At 66.0% G+C, this 19,179-nt stretch carries 14 protein-coding genes; 6 read left to right on the top strand and 8 right to left on the bottom strand.

Translation table 11 applies throughout. The annotated features are described in order from the left end of the window. Nucleotides 1-132 precede the first annotated feature (132 nt). Nucleotides 133-972 carry an inositol monophosphatase family protein gene (locus Cte04_RS17310; RefSeq protein ID WP_083526718.1) on the top strand — a complete coding sequence of 280 codons (840 nt, stop codon included), beginning with the start codon at nucleotides 133-135 and terminating at the stop codon, nucleotides 970-972. Between the two features lie 280 nt (nucleotides 973-1,252). Here the strand turns inward: Cte04_RS17310 and Cte04_RS17315 are convergent, their stop codons facing one another. Then, nucleotides 1,253-1,675, bottom strand: coding sequence for a rhodanese-like domain-containing protein (locus tag Cte04_RS17315; protein ID WP_066481119.1), 423 nt, complete (start codon nucleotides 1,673-1,675; stop codon nucleotides 1,253-1,255). A 71-nt stretch (nucleotides 1,676-1,746) separates the two neighbouring features. Here Cte04_RS17315 and ftrA point away from each other — a divergent pair, with 71 nt between their 5' ends. The 4 genes from ftrA to Cte04_RS17335 all read left to right on the top strand — a co-directional run bounded on the left by ftrA (nucleotide 1,747) and on the right by Cte04_RS17335 (nucleotide 6,794). Beyond that, complete coding sequence (ftrA, locus tag Cte04_RS17320) at nucleotides 1,747-2,778, top strand: transcriptional regulator FtrA (RefSeq protein WP_066481125.1); 1,032 nt, start codon at nucleotides 1,747-1,749, stop codon at nucleotides 2,776-2,778. A 793-nt stretch (nucleotides 2,779-3,571) separates the two neighbouring features. Next, nucleotides 3,572-4,558, top strand: a complete 987-nt coding sequence (locus Cte04_RS17325; protein ID WP_157082091.1) for a tripartite tricarboxylate transporter substrate-binding protein — start codon at nucleotides 3,572-3,574, stop codon at nucleotides 4,556-4,558. 213 nt (nucleotides 4,559-4,771) lie between these two features. Next, on the top strand, nucleotides 4,772-5,866 hold the full coding sequence (locus Cte04_RS17330) for a porin (protein ID WP_066481138.1): 1,095 nt from the start codon (nucleotides 4,772-4,774) through the stop codon (nucleotides 5,864-5,866). A 310-nt stretch (nucleotides 5,867-6,176) separates the two neighbouring features. Then, a complete protein-coding gene (locus tag Cte04_RS17335; protein ID WP_066481146.1) occupies nucleotides 6,177-6,794 on the top strand; it encodes a YdeI/OmpD-associated family protein in 618 nt (205 codons plus the stop codon). Between the two features lie 68 nt (nucleotides 6,795-6,862). On the opposite strand, the gene Cte04_RS17340 is transcribed toward Cte04_RS17335, so the two are convergent. From Cte04_RS17340 to Cte04_RS17350, 3 genes are all read right to left on the bottom strand, one after another. Beyond that, the gene (locus tag Cte04_RS17340) at nucleotides 6,863-7,309 is read right to left on the bottom strand and encodes a helix-turn-helix domain-containing protein (RefSeq protein WP_066481368.1); all 447 of its coding nucleotides are present in this window, start codon (nucleotides 7,307-7,309) and stop codon (nucleotides 6,863-6,865) included. 100 nt (nucleotides 7,310-7,409) lie between these two features. Next, nucleotides 7,410-12,251, bottom strand: a complete 4,842-nt coding sequence (gene proA / locus Cte04_RS17345; protein WP_083526719.1) for an anti-phage protein ProA — start codon at nucleotides 12,249-12,251, stop codon at nucleotides 7,410-7,412. A gap of 55 nt (nucleotides 12,252-12,306) precedes the next feature. Continuing rightward, nucleotides 12,307-13,611 (bottom strand): DEAD/DEAH box helicase, encoded by a 1,305-nt coding sequence (locus tag Cte04_RS17350; protein ID WP_066481149.1) that lies wholly within the window; start codon nucleotides 13,609-13,611, stop codon nucleotides 12,307-12,309. Nucleotides 13,612-13,789: 178 nt separating this feature from the next. On the opposite strand from Cte04_RS17350, the gene Cte04_RS17355 reads away from it, so the two are divergent. After that, a complete protein-coding gene (locus Cte04_RS17355) occupies nucleotides 13,790-14,773 on the top strand; it encodes a quinone oxidoreductase family protein (protein ID WP_066481374.1) in 984 nt (327 codons plus the stop codon). A gap of 222 nt (nucleotides 14,774-14,995) precedes the next feature. On the opposite strand, the gene Cte04_RS17360 is transcribed toward Cte04_RS17355, so the two are convergent. Genes Cte04_RS17360 through sdhA form a run of 4 tightly spaced genes read right to left on the bottom strand, consistent with a single transcriptional unit; the run spans nucleotide 14,996 to nucleotide 19,167 of the window. Further along, a complete protein-coding gene (locus Cte04_RS17360) occupies nucleotides 14,996-16,306 on the bottom strand; it encodes a citrate synthase (protein ID WP_066481157.1) in 1,311 nt (436 codons plus the stop codon). 30 nt (nucleotides 16,307-16,336) lie between these two features. Then, on the bottom strand, nucleotides 16,337-16,630 hold the full coding sequence (locus Cte04_RS17365) for an FAD assembly factor SdhE (RefSeq protein WP_066481158.1): 294 nt from the start codon (nucleotides 16,628-16,630) through the stop codon (nucleotides 16,337-16,339). Further along, nucleotides 16,630-17,334 carry a succinate dehydrogenase iron-sulfur subunit gene (locus tag Cte04_RS17370; protein WP_066481159.1) on the bottom strand — a complete coding sequence of 235 codons (705 nt, stop codon included), beginning with the start codon at nucleotides 17,332-17,334 and terminating at the stop codon, nucleotides 16,630-16,632. The genes Cte04_RS17365 and Cte04_RS17370 overlap by 1 nt, the downstream gene beginning before the upstream one ends. Before the next feature lie 27 nt (nucleotides 17,335-17,361). Beyond that, nucleotides 17,362-19,167, bottom strand: coding sequence for a succinate dehydrogenase flavoprotein subunit (gene sdhA / locus Cte04_RS17375; RefSeq protein WP_066481161.1), 1,806 nt, complete (start codon nucleotides 19,165-19,167; stop codon nucleotides 17,362-17,364). Nucleotides 19,168-19,179 lie beyond the last annotated feature (12 nt).

Raw genomic sequence — 19,179 nt, forward strand, 5'->3', positions numbered from 1 at the left:
CAATGCCTCCCGCATCGCCCTGCGGCGGCCAGCGGTCCGCCGCGGCGCCTAGGGCGTTGTACGCTGCGAAGTGCGGTCGGAAAAAGCCTGAACGGCGCGCCCCAACGCCTGCGCCTTCGGCTGGCCTCCCCAATGAATATTCACCTCTGTCCCCATTCCGATATGACCCACTTTCCGCTGGAAGAAGTCGGCTGTCTGCTACGCCAAAAGGCAAAAGAGCTGATCGTGCCAAGATGGCAGCAATTGAGGGATGAAGACATTCAACTGAAGGCGCCAGGCGAATGGGTGACTGCGGTCGATCGAGAGGTCGAGGAGGAACTTACTTTCGGGCTGTGCCGGCTGATTCCCGGAGCGACGGTGATAGGCGAAGAGCAGTGCGCAACCAAGCCACAACTGTTGGACGGCCTCGGTGAGGGCATTGTGTGGCTGCTTGATCCGGTGGATGGAACGCGGAATCTGGTCGACGGCACGGGACCTGTCTCTGTCATGGTGGCACTGCTCAAGGAGGGCGAAACGCTGGCGAGCTGGATGCTCAATCCTTTGACGGATGTGATGTGCCGCGCGGTCAAGGGGGCAGGCGCCTGGGTCGATTCCCGGCGCGTTGCCATCGACACCCATGCCATACCGAAAGGGCAGGGCATTGTCCGAAAGCGCTTTTTGCCCGAAGCCGTCAAAGCAGCGCTCGAAAGCGCAGCGGGGAATTTTGTGCTGCAGCCTGGTAGCAACTGTGCAGGGGACGACTATCCCGGCATGGTGCTCGAAGACCATGAGTTTGCGCTTTACTGGCGGGCACTGCCGTGGGACCATGCGCCCGGTGCGTTGTTCATCAGCGAAGCGGGAGGCGTGGTTGCACGTCTTGATGGAACTCCCTACCAGCCAGGGCAGCAGATGAAGGGCCTGCTTGCTGCCCGCAGTCAGGCGATCTGGAACACGGTTCGGAGTTTGCTTCCTGACGTTTGTTTGCCTACCTAGGCGAGACCCAGGTGCTCGCCTGCCCGCGAACGATGGCGAAGGGCCGCTGTCTGCGGGGGCGAAGCCGAACCTGTCGTGAAAGGCTGCCGATGTTCGGAGCCTGCCGCCGATAGCCTCTCGGGTCCAGGCCAGTTCTGGGGCGCGCGCCCAACGGGCCGAGGCGTCTGGAACAGCGAGCCCGTTGCCTGCGTATCCTTCCGCCACACCACGGCCATGGGCGGTCGGTTCGCACCCTTGCCGGGACGCCGGCATTCCAGCGTCGACAAGGAGTGCCATAGCGTCAGGCGCAAGGCCCAGCGGACGTTGTGCTGTTCAGTTCGAAACCTTCATCCAGCCAGCCGGTGACACCGCCGGCCATGATCTTCACGGGCCGGCCCAATCTCGCCAGGCGCAACGCCCCGCGTGCCGCACCGTTGCAGTGAGGGCCGGCGCAGTAGGTGACGAAAAGCGTCTCCTTCGGCCAGGCCGCCAGCTTGCTTTCCACAATCTTGCCGTGAGGCAGATTGATGGCTCCGGGCACATGGCCCTGGGCGAACAGCTGCGGGGAGCGTACGTCGATGAGCACGAAATCCGGGCCCTTGCGGAGTCCGTCATGCACATCCCAGCAATCGGTCTCGAAACTGAAGCCGGCCGCGAAATGAGATTCGGCGACGGAAGGCCGGGCGGCGGGAATTGCGGTCACGTGGGTGCGGGAGGAATGCATGGCAAAAAGAGTGTGTTTGTGGCAACGAAGCTGATCTTGCCGGGGGAGCGGCCAGGTCACAATTGGCGCATATGACATCTATCGACAAGATTGCGCCAATCGCCGAAGCCACCTGCGGCCCGCTGGTTGTGGCCCCCGTCTACGACGGTCTGTGCACTTTCGAGTTCTCCATCGTGGCCGAAATCTTCGGATTGGCCCGGCCGGAGATGGGGCCGGGCTGGTACCGCTTCGCCAGCGCCGCGGTCGAGCCCGGCCTGCTGCGCGCCCATGGAGGCCTGCGGGTCATTGCCGACGGCCAGGCCGATTTGCTGGAGCGGGCCGACCTGATTGTGGTGGCCGGGTGGAAAGGCGCGCATGTACCCGTGCCCGGGGAGCTGGCGCTACGCCTGCGTCTGGCGTGGGAGCGCGGCGCCCGCCTGGCGTCGATCTGCTCCGGGGCCTTCGTGCTGGCTGCCACGGGTTTGCTGGACGGACGGCGGGCTGCCACGCACTGGCGCTACGCCGAGACGCTGAGCCAGCGGCACCCCGCGATCGAGGTCGATGCCAGCGTGCTCTATGTCGAGGAGGACCGTCTCCTGACTTCGGCGGGAAGTGCCGCCGGCATAGACCTGATGCTGCATCTCGTACGCAGCGATTTCGGCGTGGAAGCCGCCAACAGCGTTGCCCGGCGTCTGGTGATGCCACCCCATCGCAGCGGCGGCCAGGCCCAGTTCATCGAGCGCCCCGTGCAGCCGGATCGACTCAACCGGCTATCGGACGTGCTGGAGCAGATGCGGGCGGATCTTCAAGGCGACTGGACGGTCGATCGCATGGCGCAGAGCGTGCTGATGAGCCCCAGAACCTTTCTGCGCCGTTTCATCGCGGCGACAGGCGTTCCGCCGGGGCAATGGCTGATCGCCGAGCGCGTGGCGGAGGCCCGGCGCCTGCTCGAGAGCAGTGCAATGCCGGTCGAGGACATCGCGGCGCGTGCGGGATTCGGCAGTGTCCAGGTCCTGAGACATCACTTTCGCGCCAAACTGGGCTTGTCCCCTCGGGACTATCGCGCCACGTTCGGCGCTGTCCGGGCGAACGCCAGCGGAACCTCGGCCCGGCCTGGGGGATGATGTTCCTGGACCGGCAGCAGCCGGTCGGGATCGACGGCCTGCTGCAGCCCGTCATTCCTGCCTTGCGGTGCGCCGCTCTGGATGCCGTGGGCGGCCTGCGCCGGGTCTGTCGGGGCGCTGACCGCATAGCCAGAATCTTTTCCTCCGCCACGCAGCCCTCCATCTCGTCATTGATGAGTCCCGGCACGGGCAGGCAAGTGTGCGTACCGCCCCGGCTGGGGCGCCCGCCCATGGCTGCTCTCTCTGGCGGCAATGGTCTGCCCGCCTCCCCTGGGCTGCGTTCTTTGCTGCCCGATCCGGAAGCTGCCGGGCATGAGCATGCTGAGCAACAGGCGGGTTTCCCGCTCACGAGCTAGCGTTTCACCTCAAGGGAAAGCACCAAGAAAAAGTACGGCTTTCTTTCTTGAGTTGGTTATGAAAAATAACCAAAATCCACTGCTAGGTTGATTATGAGAAATAACGAAAAACGTGCCAGAAGAAAGCAGCTCATGACAAGTACAGACATCGGGTTCCGGCCACATCCCGACCGGCAGAAGATTTCGCCCGGGCCGAACCAGGGCGCGTCAGGTCGAATGCCGCGATAGCTTCCGGCAGAGATCTTCTCCATAGGTTTTCCGACACACGCTTTAACTGTGCCCGATGGCACGGCAGGGAGGTGCTGCGCCTGAAAAAAGAACATCCATCACTCCACGACATGAGACGGGAGCTGCCTCTTCGCGCACTGCGGCGCGGCAGCCTCCCACTTACGGTCCGCCCACAGGTTTCAAGCACAACAAAAGGAGACATCGTGTACATGCATCGCCGCAATTTCATTCACGCATCAGGCTGCGCTGCCGTTGCTGGATGGCTAGCCCCTTCAATGGTCCTGGGTCAGACGCTGGAGCAAGTCAAAGTCCTCTATGGTTTTCCGGCCGGCAGCGCCGGAGATAGCGTTGCGCGCCGGGTCGCGGAAAAGCTGGGAGGCACGTCCTATACCAAGAATCCTGGCTACGTCGAAAACAAGCCCGGCGCAGGCGGGCGCATTGCGGTGGAGACGCTGAAAAACTCTGCCCCCGACGGCTCCGTGCTGGCGCTCGCCCCCGTCTCGGCGTTCTCGGTCTACCCGCACATCTATCCCAAGCTCACCTACAAGCCCGAGGACGCGGTCCCGGTGTCTATCGGCGCCATCATGATCCACGGCTTGGCAGTGGGACCCATGGTGCCGCCGGAAGTCAGGACCCTGAAGGATTTCCTGGCATGGGCCAAAGCCAATCCCGGCAAGGCCAGCTATGGCTCCCCCGGTTCGGGGTCGCTGCCGCACCTGCTCGGCGCGCTGCTGGGCTTGCGGGCCAATGTGGAACTCAAGCACGTGCCCTATCGCGGCGTGGTTCCCAGCATCACCGACCTGGTAGGTGGGCAGGTCGCTGCCACCGTGAACCCGAGCGGGGACTATCTGCAATACGTGAAAAACGGCCGCCTTCGCGTATTGGCCACATCAGGGAAACGGCGCTCTCCGTTCCTGCCCGATGTCCCAACGTTCACGGAACTGGGCTATCCCGATGTCACGGCGGAAGAATGGTTTGGGTTCTACGCCCCCGCCAAGGCCACGGCGGCCACGGTCGCCAGCGCCAACGCCGCGATTACCGCAGCGCTGAAGGACAAGTCGGTCATCGACTCCCTGGCCGTCACCGGCCTTGTGGCCCATGGCAGCACGCCTCAGGAGATGGCGGCCGATCAGAAGGCCGAATACGAGCGCTGGGGGCCTCTGGTCAGGCAAATCGGTTTCACGGCCGAGTCCTGAACCGCCACCTGCAGGTATTTCGGTAGGGCAGGAACGGCAATCGGCGGTCGGCCGACATTCCGGGGCCGGCGATTGCAGCATTCGCCGCTGGCGGCTGTTTTGCGCACTGCCGCATGTCTCTACCCAATGAAGCCGCAAGAGAGGAGTGCGTCACCACGAATACCACTGCATGAAGACTTCCTGAAATCCAAAAAATTCATAACGGAGACAAAGTTGTTTAAAAAAATAGCAAGCACCATTGCATTGATGGGCCTGGGAGGGCTCGCACAGGCTCAGTCATCTGTCCAGATCTACGGGATCATGGATACGGCTGTCGAAACCATGAACAACGTGGGCGCGAGCAAGTCCAGCCTCACGCGCATGCCCAATCTGTCGGGCAGCGTTCCTTCGCGCCTGGGTTTTCGCGGACGCGAGGATCTGGGCGGCGGATTGAGCGCCGCCTTCACGCTGGAAATGGGGATCGGCCCCGATACCGGCGCGTTCAACCAGGGCGGCCGCGGCTTTGGCCGGCAGTCTTTCATCAGCCTCAACGGCCCCTGGGGCTCGCTGGGCCTGGGCCGCCAATACACCATGCTGTTCTGGTCCGTGCTCGATGCCGATGTGATCGGCCCCAGCCTGCACAGCATGGCCAGCCTGGACAACTACTTCCCCAATGCACGTGCCGACAATGCCATCTCCTACAAGGGGACGTTCTCGGGCCTGACGGTGGGCGCAACGTACAGCTTCGGCCGCGATGCCGTCAATGCCGGACCCAGCCCGGCCGGCACCAACTGCGCGGGCGAAAGCAGCACGGATGCCAAGACCTGTCGCGAGTGGTCGGCCATGCTCAAGTACGATGCGGCCTCCTGGGGCGCGGCGCTGGCGCATGACGAACTGCGTGGCGGCCCGGGTGCATTCGCCGGTCTGACCAGCAGCGACAAGGTTGACAAACGTACCATGCTCAACGGCTACGTCAGGCTCGGCGGCGCAAAGATCGGCGGTGGCTACATGCGCCGCAAGAATGATGGCTACGCCGCCTCGCCACGCAACGACCTGTGGTTTTTGGGAGTCACCTACCCGATGGGCCCGTGGACGCTGGATGCCCAGTACAACCAGCTCAAGTACAAGGACAACGCGGACAAGGGGCAGATGGTGGTTCTGCGCGGGACCTACAACCTGTCCAAGCGCACAGCGGCATACGCCTCGCTGGGTTACATGAAGAACAGCGGCAACGCGGCTTTCGGCGCCAGCAGCGCCCAGGCAGGAGGGACTCCGATGCCCGGTGTCAACCAGACAGGCTTTGGAGTGGGCTTGCGCCATACGTTCTGACACCGGCGCCAGTACGGCGAGCGCGGGCAGCCTGGTGGCCCGCCTCGCCTGTTGCGGGGGCGCCGGCTTTCCGGCGCCTCTCTTGTGCAGAGGCATCGTCATGGGATATACGGTGCAGTGCGCTGGCGCCGCCATCGGAGCAGGCTGCTGCTCCATGCGTTGCAGGCATTCCTCGCCAAAGCCCGAATGGCCGCAACGGATTTCGGGATGCTGAAAGCCAGGCAGATCCAGGGCACAACGGCCTGCCAGGCGCCCTGGCCGCCCATGGTGCGTGGATCGCATGCAGCCGCTCTTGCGGCACACTGGGGCGATGACTGCCGCCAAATCCGCCACCGTACCCGACACCGCCCCGATGTTGTTCAGGAGCGCCAAGGCTTTCGAGGCCTGGCTGAAGAAGCATCACGCCACGTCCGGCGGCCTGTGGCTCAAGATCGCCAAGCGGGGCGCCGCTGAGCCCAGCGTCACCTATCCCGAGGCGGTGGAGATCGCGCTCTGCTGGGGTTGGATCGACGGCCAGAAGAAAGGCCTGGACGAGCAGCACTTTCTGCAGCGCTTCACGCCGCGGCGTGCGCGCAGCATCTGGTCGAAGATCAATGTCGACAAGGCCGAGGCGCTCATTGCGGCAGGCCGCATGCAGGCGCCGGGGCTCGCGCAGGTCGACGCCGCCAAGGCCGACGGGCGCTGGGCCCGGGCCTACGACGGCGCGCGCACCTCCACGGTGCCCGGGGACCTGACGGCGGCGCTGGAGGCCGAGCCCCGGGCCAAGGCCTTTTTTGCAGCGCTCAATGCGTCCAATCGCTATGCGGTGCTGTGGCGCATCCAGACGGCCGTGAAAGCCGAGACGCGTGCCAGGCGTATCGCCCAGCTGGTGCAGATGCTCGCGCGCGGCGAAACCATCCATCTCTTCAAGCCCCGGGACAAGGGCTGACGGCCGGGTGGCAGGATCATGGGGCGCATCGGACCCCGGGCCGCGAAGAGCCGCAGCGAAAGGCCGGCTCAGAGCAGCGGACTTTTGAAAAAATCCAGCGCGGCCTTGGCGCTGGCGAAATTGCGCTCGATCTGTGCCTGCTGTTCCGGGGTGGCGGCCATCTTGATGCCGAGATCCAGCGGGGCCTTCGAACTCTTTGATTCGCCCGTCGCGCGGGCGGCCACCGCATCGCTGCCCGCCGCCTGCTGGGGAGGCGGCGCAGCTGCGAGCAGCCGGGTCAGATCCAGCGCGGGATTGAGCTGCCACAGGCAGGACACATAGGTGGCCATGGCCACGGCCGGATCGCCGCGCTCTATGCGCGCCATGGTGGGCTGGGAAATGCCCAGCCTGGCGGCCCACTGCGCCTGGGTCTCGCCCCGGCTCTTGCGTTGCTGGACGATGCGCTGTGCCAGTTGCTCGATCTGCGCAAGAATGGCGGGCGGAAACTCTGCGGGACTGGTGTTCTGACGGGGCATGGCGCCAATGGTAGTGGCGCGGCAATGCGGCAGCCCGCGCATTGCCGCAATTTCCGAGGTTTTCCGCCGGTTGCCGGCCGGATCGGCGCCGTCTGCCCAATCAGCCCGGCAGCCGGTACAGCGTGCCGTTGAAGTCCACGGCGGCGCTGGCATGCAGGGCATCGAGCTGGGCCAGCACCAGCTCGCGCACCGGGGCCGTCACGGCGTTCAGGCCCAGCAGCCGGGCCACGGCGGCGGGCAGCTCGTCGCGCTGGCCGCCCAGGCTGGCCTTGAGCGCCTGCACAATGGCCTGGCGGATTTCGGATGGCGGCAGGCAGTCGGGGCGGCGCAGATGGGCCGAGGTCGCTGCGGCCCGGTTGCGCACCCGCACCGTGCGGCCGGGCAGGTCCAGGAACCCGTTCTCGGCGGTGATGGCCCGGTCGGCCAGCAGGGCATCGCGGGCCTGCTCCAGCGCCTCGCGGATGCGGCTGCCCGCGCGTTGCAGGCCCCAGAGCGTGCGCATGCGGGTGACCAGCTCGTCGAAGTGCACCGGCCCTTCCTGCTCCACCACCTGCAGTGCCAGCTGGGCCAGGCGCGAGGTCGGCACGCTGTGCAGCTCCTGATCGGGGGCCTCGAAATAGGCCTCCGTGTACGGCATGCCGGCGGGGGCAGGGGACGCGGCCTCGGCCAGAGGCGTGCGCTCTATTGTTTCGATAGCGGCTGGCGCCGGTGCAATGGGGGCTGACGGCGGATCCTGTTCAAATTCCAGCCTCGCAGCCTGTACCGCGGCCAGCACTTTCTCGGTCTCGGCTTGCGGCTGGCGGAACCAGTCGCAGCTCCAGATGCGGTGCAGCTTCCAGCCATGGCCTTCGAGCACGGCCTGGCGCAGGCGGTCGCGGTCACGGGCCGAGCGGCTGCTGTGGTAGCTGGCGCCGTCGCACTCGATGCCCAGCAGATAGCGGCCCGGCCGCTGCGGATCGACCACGGCCAGGTCGATGAAGAAGCCGGCAATGCCGATCTGGGGCTCGACCTGGAGTCCGTGCGCAGTCAAGGCCTGGAGCACGTCTTCCTCGAGCGGCGACTCCGGCGCGCGCCCGCTGCGGCCCGCCAGCGCCAGCTGGCCGGTGGCCGCGTATTGCAGAAAGACCTTGAGCGCCGCCACGCCCTTGCCCTTGCCGCGCTCCAGGTCGATATCGTCGGCCGTGATGGACGAAAACACCTCGCAGCGCTGCTTGGCGCGCGAGATCAGCACGTTCAGGCGGCGCTCGCCGCCATCGGCGCTCACCGGGCCGAAGCGCATGGGCAGATAGCCCTGGGCGTTGCGCGCATAGGCGACCGAGATGAAGATCACATCGCGCTCGTCGCCCTGCACGTTCTCGAGGTTCTTGATGAAGAAGGGCTCATTGGGATGAGCCACGAAGAAAGGCTCGGCCTCGGGCTGCTGGCGGCGCAGCAGCTCCAGCTCGTCCTGGATGGCGATTTTCTGCTGCAGCGAGAATGCGGCCACGCCCAGGCTCAGCTGCGGCGTGAGCAGCGCATGCTGCATGATGGCGCGGGCAATGGTCCGGGCCTCGACGCGGTTGACGCGCGTGCCGCCGCTGTCGAATCGCCCTTCGGGCAGATGGTTGAAGCGCAGCCCCATGCCGGCGCGGGCCGTGTAGGGGCTGGGCACGATGAACAGCGCGCTGTTGTAGAACTGCTGGTTGGACACGGCGATCAGCGACTGGTGGCGGCTGCGGTAGTGCCAGCGCAGCATGAGCTGGGGCATGCCCTTGGCCAGGCACAGGCTCAGAATGCTCTCGACATCGGCGGCGCCGGCGACCGGCGAATCGCCTTCCTCGTCGTCGAATTCGTCCTGCTCGCTGGTCATGCGCGAGAAAAAGCGCGTGGGCGGCAGCTGGCGGTCGTCGCCCACCACCACGAGCTGCCTGCAGCGGGCCATCGCACCCAGCGCATCCACGGGCTCGATCTGGCTGGCTTCGTCGATCACCAGCAGGTCGAACTCCACGGCGCCGGGCTCCAGGAACTGGGCCACGGACAACGGGCTCATCATGAACACGGGCTTGATGGCCTGCACGGCCTCGCCTGCATGCTTGAACAGCTTGCGCAGCGGCATGTGGCCGCGCTTGCGCGCTATCTCTCCGTTGAGCACGCCCATGGGGCCCATGCCGCAGGCCCCGCGCGGCACCTGCTCGTAATGGGCGAGGGCGGACTGGGCGCGCGCCAGCTCTATGCGTTCGATGTCCAGGGCGCGGAAGCGGCGCACCTTCTGGCTGTGCTGATCGCCGTTGAAACCTACGAGCTGCGGCGCGCTCTGCGTGGCCTGGCGCAGCAGGGCCTCGTAGTAGGCGCGCTCGAACGCTGGGGCGAGCGCATCCGGCGCCAGGGCCTGCTGCTCCATCTGCTCTACCAGGGGCGCCAGACCGGCATGGCGCGCCTGGAGGCGGATGGCATGGTATGAGGTCCAGTCCAGCAGCGCTGCCGGCCGGGCCAGCCATTGTTCCAGGCGCTCCTCCAGTGCTTGCAAAGGAATAGCGCTCAGCGCTGGTGCTCCAAAGGATTCCTCAATGTCCAACTGGTAATTTGCAAGTATGGTCTGCGCAATAAGCTCTAGTTTCTGTAGCGATGTGGCGGCCGTCGCGGCCAGCTCGGCGCAATGCGCGGGTGACGGCAATCGGGCATAGAGCTGGCGGAAGGCCTCGCTGCGGCCCTGGCCGTCGGTCCCCTCCATCCAGCGCAGCACGGTGCGCAGCTGCTCCCAGTCGCTTTGCTCGCCGTGCCAGAGCTGGCCGAAGGCGGTGGCGCCATCCGCGTCCTGCCGGGCCAGAGCCTGGCGCAGGGCCTGGGCCTGCATCAGGCTGTCCAGCAGCTGCAGGCGCTCGGTTCTTGCGGCAGGCAGCGCCGCCTTGAGGTGGGCCTTGACGCTGGCGACCGCCTGGCGGTAGCTGCCGTTGAAGATGCGAAACAGCGAATCGCCATGGGCGGCAATGCTCTGGCGGGCGCCATTCCAGTCTTGCTGCCAGGCCGATGCCGCAAAGCGGCTGTCAAGCTCGGCGGCCAGGCTGCCCAGCTGCGTGCCGGATTCCAGCAGCTTTTGCAGCTGGCCCAGGCCGTGGCTCCAGATCCCATGGGCGACGGCCTGCCGGTCCAGCGCCGGGGCCGAAGCCAGTTGCCGCGCCAGGGCGATCTGCTCGTGGATCGCCTGCATGTCTTCGGGCGGTGGCGCCTGCAGCGATTGCGCCAGCTGCCTGCTGTCTTGCAGCAGCTGCTGCAACGCCTGCCGCAGCGCCGGCAGCTGCTGCTGGAAGCGCTCTGCATCGAGCTTGAGCAGGGCCGGGTGGGCCACGCCGCGCCAGGGGTGGCGGGCAACGGGCGCCACCTTGGCGGCGGCCTGGTGCAGGGCCTGCACGGTCTGGCGGCGGTCCTGGAATTGCTGGGGCGTCCAGCTGGCGGCGCCTTGCAGCAGGTCGGGCAGATGGGCGATCTGCACCGCGTCCAGCCGGGCCAGCTGGCCGAGGATCTGGTAGGGCGTGAGTGCGCAGGGCGCCAGCGGAGCATGCATGGTCTCGCTGTGCGCATTGAGCTGCTGCTGCACGCTGGTGAGCTCGCCGATGATCTGGTCGCGATGCTCCACGCGGGGGCGGCCCAGGTCGCGCGTGGCCTTGAGCTCCTCGAGCACCTTGCGCTTGTTGGCATGGTGGCTGTGCAGCTCCAGGCAGGCCGGGCCCAGGCCCACGGACCCGAGGCGGCGATTGACCACTTCCAGCGCCGCCATCTTTTCGGAGATGAACAGCACCTTCTTGCCGTCGGCAATCGCGGCGGCGATCACATTCGTGATGGTCTGGGACTTGCCGGTGCCCGGCGGACCCTGGATCACCAGGTTCTCGCCGCGGCGCACGGCTTCGATGGCCAGGGACTGCGAGCTGTCCGCATCGACCACATGGCGCTGGCTGTCCACGGGAACCAGGCGGTCCACGTCGGCATCCTCGGGAAAGATGCGTTCGCGGGCCTCGAAGCCGTCATGCAAGGCCGCGGCAATCAGCGAGTGCCGGTCGAGGCGCTTGCCGTCAGGCCAGGTGCCCGCGTCCAGGTCGCGGTACATGAGGAACTTGGCAAAGCTGAAAAAGCCCAGCGTCATGGCATGGGGCAGTACCTGCCAGCCGGGCTGGGAGGCGGCCACGGCGGCGACCTGTTCCAGGTACCCGGCCGGATCGAAGTCTTCGCCTGCCTTGAATTCGGGCAGTTCCAGGCCGAAGTCGGCCTTGAGCTTGGCGGCCAGCGACAGGTTCTCGGCCGCGTCCTCCTGCAGCCAGGAAAGGGTGAAGCGCTGGGCCGCGCTTTGGCGCTCCAGGGCCACGGGCAGCAGGATCAACGGAGCAAGGCGCGGCTTGTCGGGCGCGTTGCGGTCGAACCACTGCAGCTGGCCCAGGGCCAGGAACAGGATGTTGACGCCTTGCTCCTCGATGAAGGTGCGGGCGTTGTAGTACATGTCCAGCAGGCGGCGCTGCAGCTTGTCCGTGGTCAGCCGTGTCTGCAGCCCCAGGTCGCGGTGGCGCAGGGCTATGCCGCGCTCGTCGGGCATGTCGCCCGCGCCGTCGGCACCGTCTTCAGGCTGGGGCAGGGCAGGCGACGCCAGGCCTGCCGCATCGGCATCGGCATCGGGGGCCTGGGCCGGCTCGTCCGCCTTGGCGGGCACAAAGCGCATGGCCCTGTTTTCTTCGACCATCAGCCGATAGATTTCGGGCGTGAGCTCGTCGGCGAAATGCAGCAGCCTGGCGCTGCCGGACTGGGGCAGGCTCAGCAGCCGGTTGCGGGTGGACAGGTCCAGCAGAGTCTGGCGGCTTTTTTCGAGCTGGCGGGCGACGGGGCAAGCGGGCGCAGCGGCGCCGGCAGGCTCCGCGCCTGAAAGCGCTGGCGCGGAGCTGTCGTCGGCGCCGTGATTCAGATTCACATGGGCGGACATGGATTTTCCGGGTCAATCAGTTGGCACTGACTGTACTGGGAAATCCGGCCCGCCCTCAGCTCTGGTCAGGCTTGGCGGAGGGCAAAAGCCCCGCGGCCCGCAGCTTGTCCTTTTTGCTGGGGCGGCGGCCCTTGATGCCGCCGTTGCCGTCCTGCGCAACAGGTGGCGGCGGAGCTTCTTCGGTGGGCTCGAAACCGGGAAGCTGCTCCAGCGCGATATCGAGCTGGTTGCGCTTGCAGATCAGCTTCCAGTGCGCGGTGTCGGCCGGCGTGACGAAGGTGATGGCTGTCCCCGCATGGCCGGCGCGGCCCGTGCGGCCGATCCGGTGGATATAGTCGGTCGGCGAGCGGGGCAGGTCGTAGTTGACGACAGCGGGCAGCTGCGCAATGTCGATGCCGCGCGCGGCCAGGTCGGTGGTGATGAGCAGCTGCCAGCGCTTGGCCTTGAACTGCTCCAGCACCTCCTTGCGCGCGCCCTGGCTCATGTCGCCGTGGAAGGTGGTGGCATAGATGCCGGCGCGGTACAGCTTGTTGGCCAGCATCTCGGCCGTGTGGCGCTTGGCGACAAAGACCAGCGCGCGCTCCCAGTCCGGGCTGTCCTTGCCGTCCTGCAGCAGCTGGCGCAGCAGTTGCGTGCGGCGGCTGCCGTCGACGGCGATCGCGCGCTGGACGATGTTCTCGGGGCTGCTGGCGTGCTCTGCGCCGGCATCCGAATCCACCTGGACTCGCACGGGCTCGTGCAGCAGCCCGTCGGCCAGGGCCTCCACGTGCTGGGGATAGGTGGCGGAGAACAGCAGGGTCTGGCGCTGGCGCGGCAGCAGGGCCAGCACGCGGTTCAGCTCCTCGGCAAAGCCCAGGTCCAGCAGGCGGTCGGCCTCGTCCAGCACCAGGTGCTGTACGGCGCTGAGGCGTATGGCGTTATGCGCCGCCAGATCCAGCAGGCGGCCGGGCGTGGCCACGAGGAAATCGGCACTGCCGCGCAGCTGCATCATCTGCGGATTGATGGACACGCCGCCGTAGACGACGCGGCAGCGCGGGCTGTGCGGCAGGTGGCGCACCAGATCGCTCAGTGTCTCGTGCACCTGCAGGGCCAGCTCGCGCGTGGGCACCAGGATCAGCGTGCCCAGCGTGCGCACAAAGCCGGTGCGGGCCCGGGCGGCGCCTGATGCCTGCCATTGCTGCAACAGCGGCAGCAGATAGGCCGCTGTCTTGCCCGAGCCCGTGGGCGCGCAGGCCCGGAGGTCGCGCCCGGCCAGAACGGCCGGCACGGCCTGCTGCTGGATGGGCGTGGGCTCGGCCAGCCCCAGGTCTTGGGCCGCATTCACAAGTTCGGAGCGCAGGCCGAGGGTGGCAAAGGACATGGTGGACAAGAGAAAAAGAAGAAGAGGGGGCACGCCGGCGCGCGCAAGGAATGCGGCGGCAGGGCAGGTGGCGCATTGTGCGTGAATTGCGGCATCGCAGTGCCGCACAAGGGAAAAGCCGTGGACGCTACATTCGCAGCAGGCGGGCATGTGCCCGATGCACAGCAAGGAGACGTTCATGGCACAGGCCATTGTGATCACGGAATACGGCGGCCCCGAAGTGCTGCAGATTGCCACGGTGGAGCCCCGGCCTGTCGCGCGCGGCCAGGTGCGCGTGCGGCACACGCGCATCGGGGTGAATTTCCACGACATCTATGTGCGTTCGGGCCTGTACAAGACGCTGGCGCTGCCGGGCACGCCCGGCATCGAGGCCGTGGGCGTGGTGGCCGAGGTGGGCGAGGGCGTGGCCCGCTGGAAGGCGGGCGACCGCGTGGCCTATGTGTCGTCGGCCTACGCCATCTATGCCACCGAGCGTGTGATCGACGCCGAGGAACTGATCGCGGTGCCCGACGACCTCGGCGACGATCTCGTGGCGTCCAGCCTGCTGCGCGGCCTCACGGCCGATGTGCTGCTGCACCGCGTGGCGCAGGTGGCCGAGGGGTCGCGCATTCTGGTGCAGGCCGCGGGCGGCGGCATGGGCCAGATCCTGAGCCAGTGGGCCACGCAGCTGGGCGCCATGGTCATCGGTACGGCGGGCAGCGATGCCACGGCCAGGAAGGCCGATCAGGCCGGCTGCGTGGAGGTGATCCGCTACCGCGGCGAGGGTGCGCAGGACGTGGCCGCGCGCGTGATGGCGCTCACCCGGGGCCATGGCGTGGACGTGGCCTACGACGGCGTGGGCCGCGACAGCTTCGACGGTTCGCTGGCCAGCCTGGCCTTCGGCGGCCAGCTGGTGATGTACGGCCAGTCCTCGGGGCCGGTGCCGCCGCTGGAGATCGCGCGCCTGGCGGCCCGCTCGGCCGGCGTGTGCCGGCCCATGGTGTTCCATTTCGTGCGGAGCCCCGCAGAACGCGAGGCCATGGCCGCGCGCGTGTTCGAGGCGCTGCGCAAAAAGCATTTCCGCATGGCCGAGCCCAGGGCCTTTGCGCTGGCCGATGCGGCGGCCGCGCACCGCGAGCTCGAGGCCCATGGCGCCGTGGTACCCATTGTGCTGGTGCCTTGAGATGCTATGAAAACAGGGGCTGCTGGCGCCTGCCGGCCAAAGATTTGGACGCGAAATCAGCTTGAAATCATGGCAAGACACGCGTGAAATGCTCCTTTTTTTGCAAGCGCCATGGCTTGCATGGCCGCAGGCATGCGGCTACGGCCCGTAAAAAAAGCCCGCAGGATTGGCGTCCTGCGGGCTTTTTCATTCAGGTCCGGCGAGCCGGACCCGGCCGGGCGATCAACGCTGGGCGATGGGCTTGACGTCGCGCGACACGGAGCCGGTAAACAGCTGGCGAGGACGGCCGATCTTGTACTCGGGGTCGGCCATCTGCTCGTTGAGCTGGGCGATCCAGCCCACGGTGCGGGCCAGCGCGAAGATGCCGGTGAACAGGTTCACGGGGATGCCGATGGCGCGCTGCACGATGCCCGAGTAGAAGTCCACGTTCGGGTAGAGCTTGCGCTGAACGAAGTAGTCGTCTTCCAGGGCGATCTTTTCCAGCTTCTTGGCCAGGGCGAACAGGGGGTCGTTTTCCAGGCCCAGCTCGGCCAGGATCTCGTTGCAGGTTTCCTGCATGAGCTTGGCGCGGGGGTCGTAGTTCTTGTAGACGCGGTGGCCAAAGCCCATCAGCTTGACGCCGCTGGTCTTGTCCTTGACCTGTTCCATGAACTCGCCGACCTTCTCGATGCCGCCGTTGGCCTGGATGCTTTCCAGCATGTTCAGGCAGGCTTCGTTGGCGCCGCCGTGGGCAGGGCCCCACAGGCAGGCCACGCCGGCGGAGATGGCGGCAAACGGGTTGGTGCCCGACGAGCCGCACAGGCGCACGGTGGAAGTGGAGGCGTTCTGCTCGTGGTCGGCGTGCAGGATGAAGATGCGGTCCAGCGCGCGCTCGACCACGGGGTTGACCTTGTATTCCTCGCAGGGGTTGCCGAACATCATGCGCATGAAGTTGCCGGCGTACGACAGGTCGTTCTTGGGATACATGTAGGGCTGGCCCATGCCGTACTTGTAGGCCATGGCGACCAGCGTGGGCATCTTGGCGATCAGGCGGATCGCGGCGATGTTGCGGTGCTCGGGATTGTTGATGTCGGTGCTGTCGTGGTAGAAGGCCGACATGCCGCCCACCAGGCCGGTCAGCACGGCCATGGGGTGAGCGTCGCGGCGGAAGCCGCGCAGGAAGAACTGCATCTGCTCGTTGACCATCGTGTGCTTGGTCACGGTGTCTTCGAATTCGGCCTTCTGCTTCTCGTTGGGCAGCTCGCCGTACAGCAGCAGGTAACAGGTTTCCAGGAAGTTGCAGTTCTTGGCCAGCTGCTCGATGGGGTAGCCGCGGTACAGCAGCTCGCCCTTGTCGCCATCGATGTAGGTGATGGCCGATTGGCAGGCAGCGGTAGAGAGGAAGCCCGGGTCATAGGTGAACATGCCCGTCTGGGCATAGAGCTTGCGGATGTCGATCACATCCGGGCCGATGCTGCCCTGGTAAACGGGCATCTCGACACTGGGAGCACCGTTGCTGAAAGACAGCGTTGCTTTGTTGTCAGCGAGTTTCATTTCCAAACTTCCTTCTCTAGTTTGCCTAACCTACCGGGATTGGGCGCCGGGCTGGCGCTTGCGCACCATCTCCAGCACTTCCCTGACTTCTTGGGTATCGAGTTGGCCTTCAGGTTCCTTGCGGCGCAGGAAAAGATCCATCAGGTCGTTGTCTGCCAGATCCATCAAGGCAGACAGGCCGGCTGCATGCTGCTGCGTGAGCCGGTTTCCGTAGGTGGCGAAGAACTGCTCGATGAACAGATCGTTCTCGACCAGGCCGCGGCGGCAGCGCCACCGCAGCAGGTCGCGCTCACGCTCTTCGAGCAGGGCATTCGTCATACGCATCAGATGGTTCGACGAACCATCAGCTCCTTGATCTTGCCGATGGCTGCGGTGGGGTTCAGGTGCTTGGGGCACACGTCCACGCAGTTCATGATGGTGTGGCAGCGGAAGAGGCGGTACGGATCTTCCAGGTTGTCAAGGCGCTCGCCGGTGGCCGTGTCGCGGCTGTCCGCGATGAAGCGGTAGGCCTGCAGCAGGCCGGCCGGGCCCACGAACTTGTCGGGATTCCACCAGAAGCTGGGGCAGCTGGTGGAGCAGCTGGCGCACAGAATGCACTCGTACAGGCCGTTGAGCTCTTCGCGCTCTTCGGGCGACTGCAGGCGCTCCTTGCTCGGCGATGCATACAGATCGCTTTGCAGGTAGGGCTTGATCGAGTGGTACTGCTTGAAGAACTGCGTCATGTCCACGATCAGGTCGCGGATCACCGGCAGGCCGGGCAGGGGCTTGAGAACGATCTCACCCTTGAGGGTGTTCATGTTCGTCAGGCACGCCAGGCCGTTCTTGCCATTGATGTTCATGGCGTCGGAGCCGCACACGCCCTCGCGGCAGGAGCGGCGGAAGGCGATGGACGGGTCCATCTTCTTGAGCTTGACCAGCGCATCCAGCAGCATGCGCTCATGGCCGTCCAGCTCGACTTCCACGGTCTGCATGTAGGGCTTGGCATCCTTGTCCGGATCGTAGCGGTAGATTTTGAAAGTACGCTTCATTTTGATCTTCTCTCGTGGGCTGCTGGATTAGAACGTGCGGACCTTAGGCGGCACGCTGTCAACGGTCAGGGGCTTCAAGTTCACAGGCTTGTAGGACAGGCTGTTGGTGGCGCTGTCCCACAGGGTGTGCTTGAGCCATTCCTTGTCGTTGCGGCCCAGCGGGAAATCGGGGTGGTCGGCAGGGTGCTCGTAGTCGTACACGGTGTGTGCGCCGCGGCACTCGTGGCGGGCGGCCGCCGAGGTCATGGTGGCCTGGGCGACTTCGATCAGGTTGTCCACTTCCAGCGCTTCCATGCGCGCGGTGTTCCAGACCATGGACTTGTCCTTCAGGGTCACGGAGCCCACGCGTTCGCGGATGGCGTTGATCTTCTCCACGCCCTCGTCCATGCCCTTTTGCGTGCGGAACACGCCGGCGTGCTGCTGCATCGAGGAGCGGATGTCGTTGGCGATGTCCTGGGCATAGATGCCGTCCTTGGATTCCTGCAGCTGGTTCAGGCGTGCCAGGGTGCGGTCGGCGCCGTCGGCCGGCACGGCATGGTGGTCGCCGAAGTCCCTGACGAACTGCACGATGTGCTTGCCGGCGGACTTGCCGAACACCAGCAGGTCCAGCAGCGAGTTGGTGCCCAGGCGGTTGGCGCCGTGCACCGACACGCAGGAGCATTCGCCCACGGCGTAGAGGCCGTTGACCACGCGGTTCTGCTGGCCGTCCCAGGTCACGACCTGGCCGTTGATGTTGGTGGGGATGCCGCCCATCTGGTAGTGGATGGTGGGCACCACGGGGATCGGCTCCTTGGTGATGTCCACGTTGGCGAAGTTGTGGCCGATTTCTTCCACGGAGGGCAGGCGCTTGCGGATGGTGTCGGCGCCCAGGTGGTCCAGCTTCATCAGGATGTAGTCCTTGTTGGGACCGCAGCCGCGACCTTCCTTGATTTCCTGGTCCATGGAGCGGGACACGAAGTCGCGCGGTGCCAGGTCCTTCAGCGTGGGCGCGTAGCGCTCCATGAAGCGTTCGCCTTCGCTGTTGAGCAGGATGGCGCCTTCGCCACGGCAGCCTTCGGTCAGCAGCACGCCCGCGCCGGCCACGCCGGTGGGGTGGAACTGCCAGAACTCCATGTCCTGCAGCGGGATGCCAGCACGGGCTGCCATGCCCAGGCCGTCGCCGGTGTTGATGAAGGCATTGGTCGATGCCTGGAAGATGCGGCCGGCGCCGCCCGTGGCCAGCAGCACGGCCTTGGCGTGCAGCTCGTACAGGTCGCCGGTCTCCAGTTCGATGGCGGTCACGCCGACCACGTCGCCCTGGGTGTTGCGGATCAGGTCCAGGGCCATCCATTCCACGAAGAAGTTGGTCTTGGACTTGACGTTCTGCTGGTACAGCGTGTGCAGCATGGCGTGGCCGGTACGGTCGGCCGCGGCGCAGGCGCGCTGCACGGGCTTTTCGCCGTAGTTGGCCGTGTGGCCGCCGAAGGGACGCTGGTAAATCGTGCCGTCGGGATTGCGGTCGAAGGGCATGCCGAAGTGCTCGAGCTCGATCACGACGTTCGGCGCTTCGCGGCACATGAATTCGATGGCGTCCTGGTCGCCCAGCCAGTCGGAGCCCTTGATGGTGTCGTAGAAGTGGTAGTGCCAGTTGTCCTCGCTCATGTTGCCCAGCGAGGCGGACACGCCGCCCTGCGCAGCCACGGTGTGCGAGCGGGTGGGGAAGACCTTGGACAGCGAGGCGACCGACAGGCCGGCGCGCGACAGTTCCAGCGCGGCGCGCAGGCCGGAGCCGCCGGCACCGACGATGACGACGTCAAACTTGCGCTTGGTGATGTTTGCTTTGGTATAGCTCATTCTTAACCTTCA

It is taken from the genome of Comamonas terrae, from assembly GCF_001544075.1.
Classification (GTDB): Bacteria; Pseudomonadota; Gammaproteobacteria; order Burkholderiales; family Burkholderiaceae_C; genus Comamonas; species Comamonas terrae.

Excerpts from the sequence above, each read along its gene's own strand:
- Cte04_RS17340 (WP_066481368.1), bottom strand. The coding sequence starts at position 7,309 with ATGCCCCGTCAGAACACCAGTCCCGCAGAGTTTCCGCCCGCCATTCTT.
- Cte04_RS17350 (WP_066481149.1), bottom strand. The coding sequence starts at position 13,611 with ATGTCCTTTGCCACCCTCGGCCTGCGCTCCGAACTTGTGAATGCGGCC.
- Cte04_RS17310 (WP_083526718.1), top strand. The coding sequence starts at position 133 with ATGAATATTCACCTCTGTCCCCATTCCGATATGACCCACTTTCCGCTG.
- Cte04_RS17355 (WP_066481374.1), top strand. The coding sequence starts at position 13,790 with ATGGCACAGGCCATTGTGATCACGGAATACGGCGGCCCCGAAGTGCTG.
- Cte04_RS17360 (WP_066481157.1), bottom strand. The coding sequence starts at position 16,306 with ATGAAACTCGCTGACAACAAAGCAACGCTGTCTTTCAGCAACGGTGCT.
- Cte04_RS17315 (WP_066481119.1), bottom strand. The coding sequence starts at position 1,675 with ATGCATTCCTCCCGCACCCACGTGACCGCAATTCCCGCCGCCCGGCCT.
- Cte04_RS17335 (WP_066481146.1), top strand. The coding sequence starts at position 6,177 with ATGACTGCCGCCAAATCCGCCACCGTACCCGACACCGCCCCGATGTTG.
- Cte04_RS17365 (WP_066481158.1), bottom strand. The coding sequence starts at position 16,630 with ATGCGTATGACGAATGCCCTGCTCGAAGAGCGTGAGCGCGACCTGCTG.
- proA (WP_083526719.1), bottom strand. The coding sequence starts at position 12,251 with ATGTCCGCCCATGTGAATCTGAATCACGGCGCCGACGACAGCTCCGCG.
- ftrA (WP_066481125.1), top strand. The coding sequence starts at position 1,747 with ATGACATCTATCGACAAGATTGCGCCAATCGCCGAAGCCACCTGCGGC.
- Cte04_RS17370 (WP_066481159.1), bottom strand. The coding sequence starts at position 17,334 with ATGAAGCGTACTTTCAAAATCTACCGCTACGATCCGGACAAGGATGCC.
- sdhA (WP_066481161.1), bottom strand. The coding sequence starts at position 19,167 with ATGAGCTATACCAAAGCAAACATCACCAAGCGCAAGTTTGACGTCGTC.
- Cte04_RS17325 (WP_157082091.1), top strand. The coding sequence starts at position 3,572 with ATGCATCGCCGCAATTTCATTCACGCATCAGGCTGCGCTGCCGTTGCT.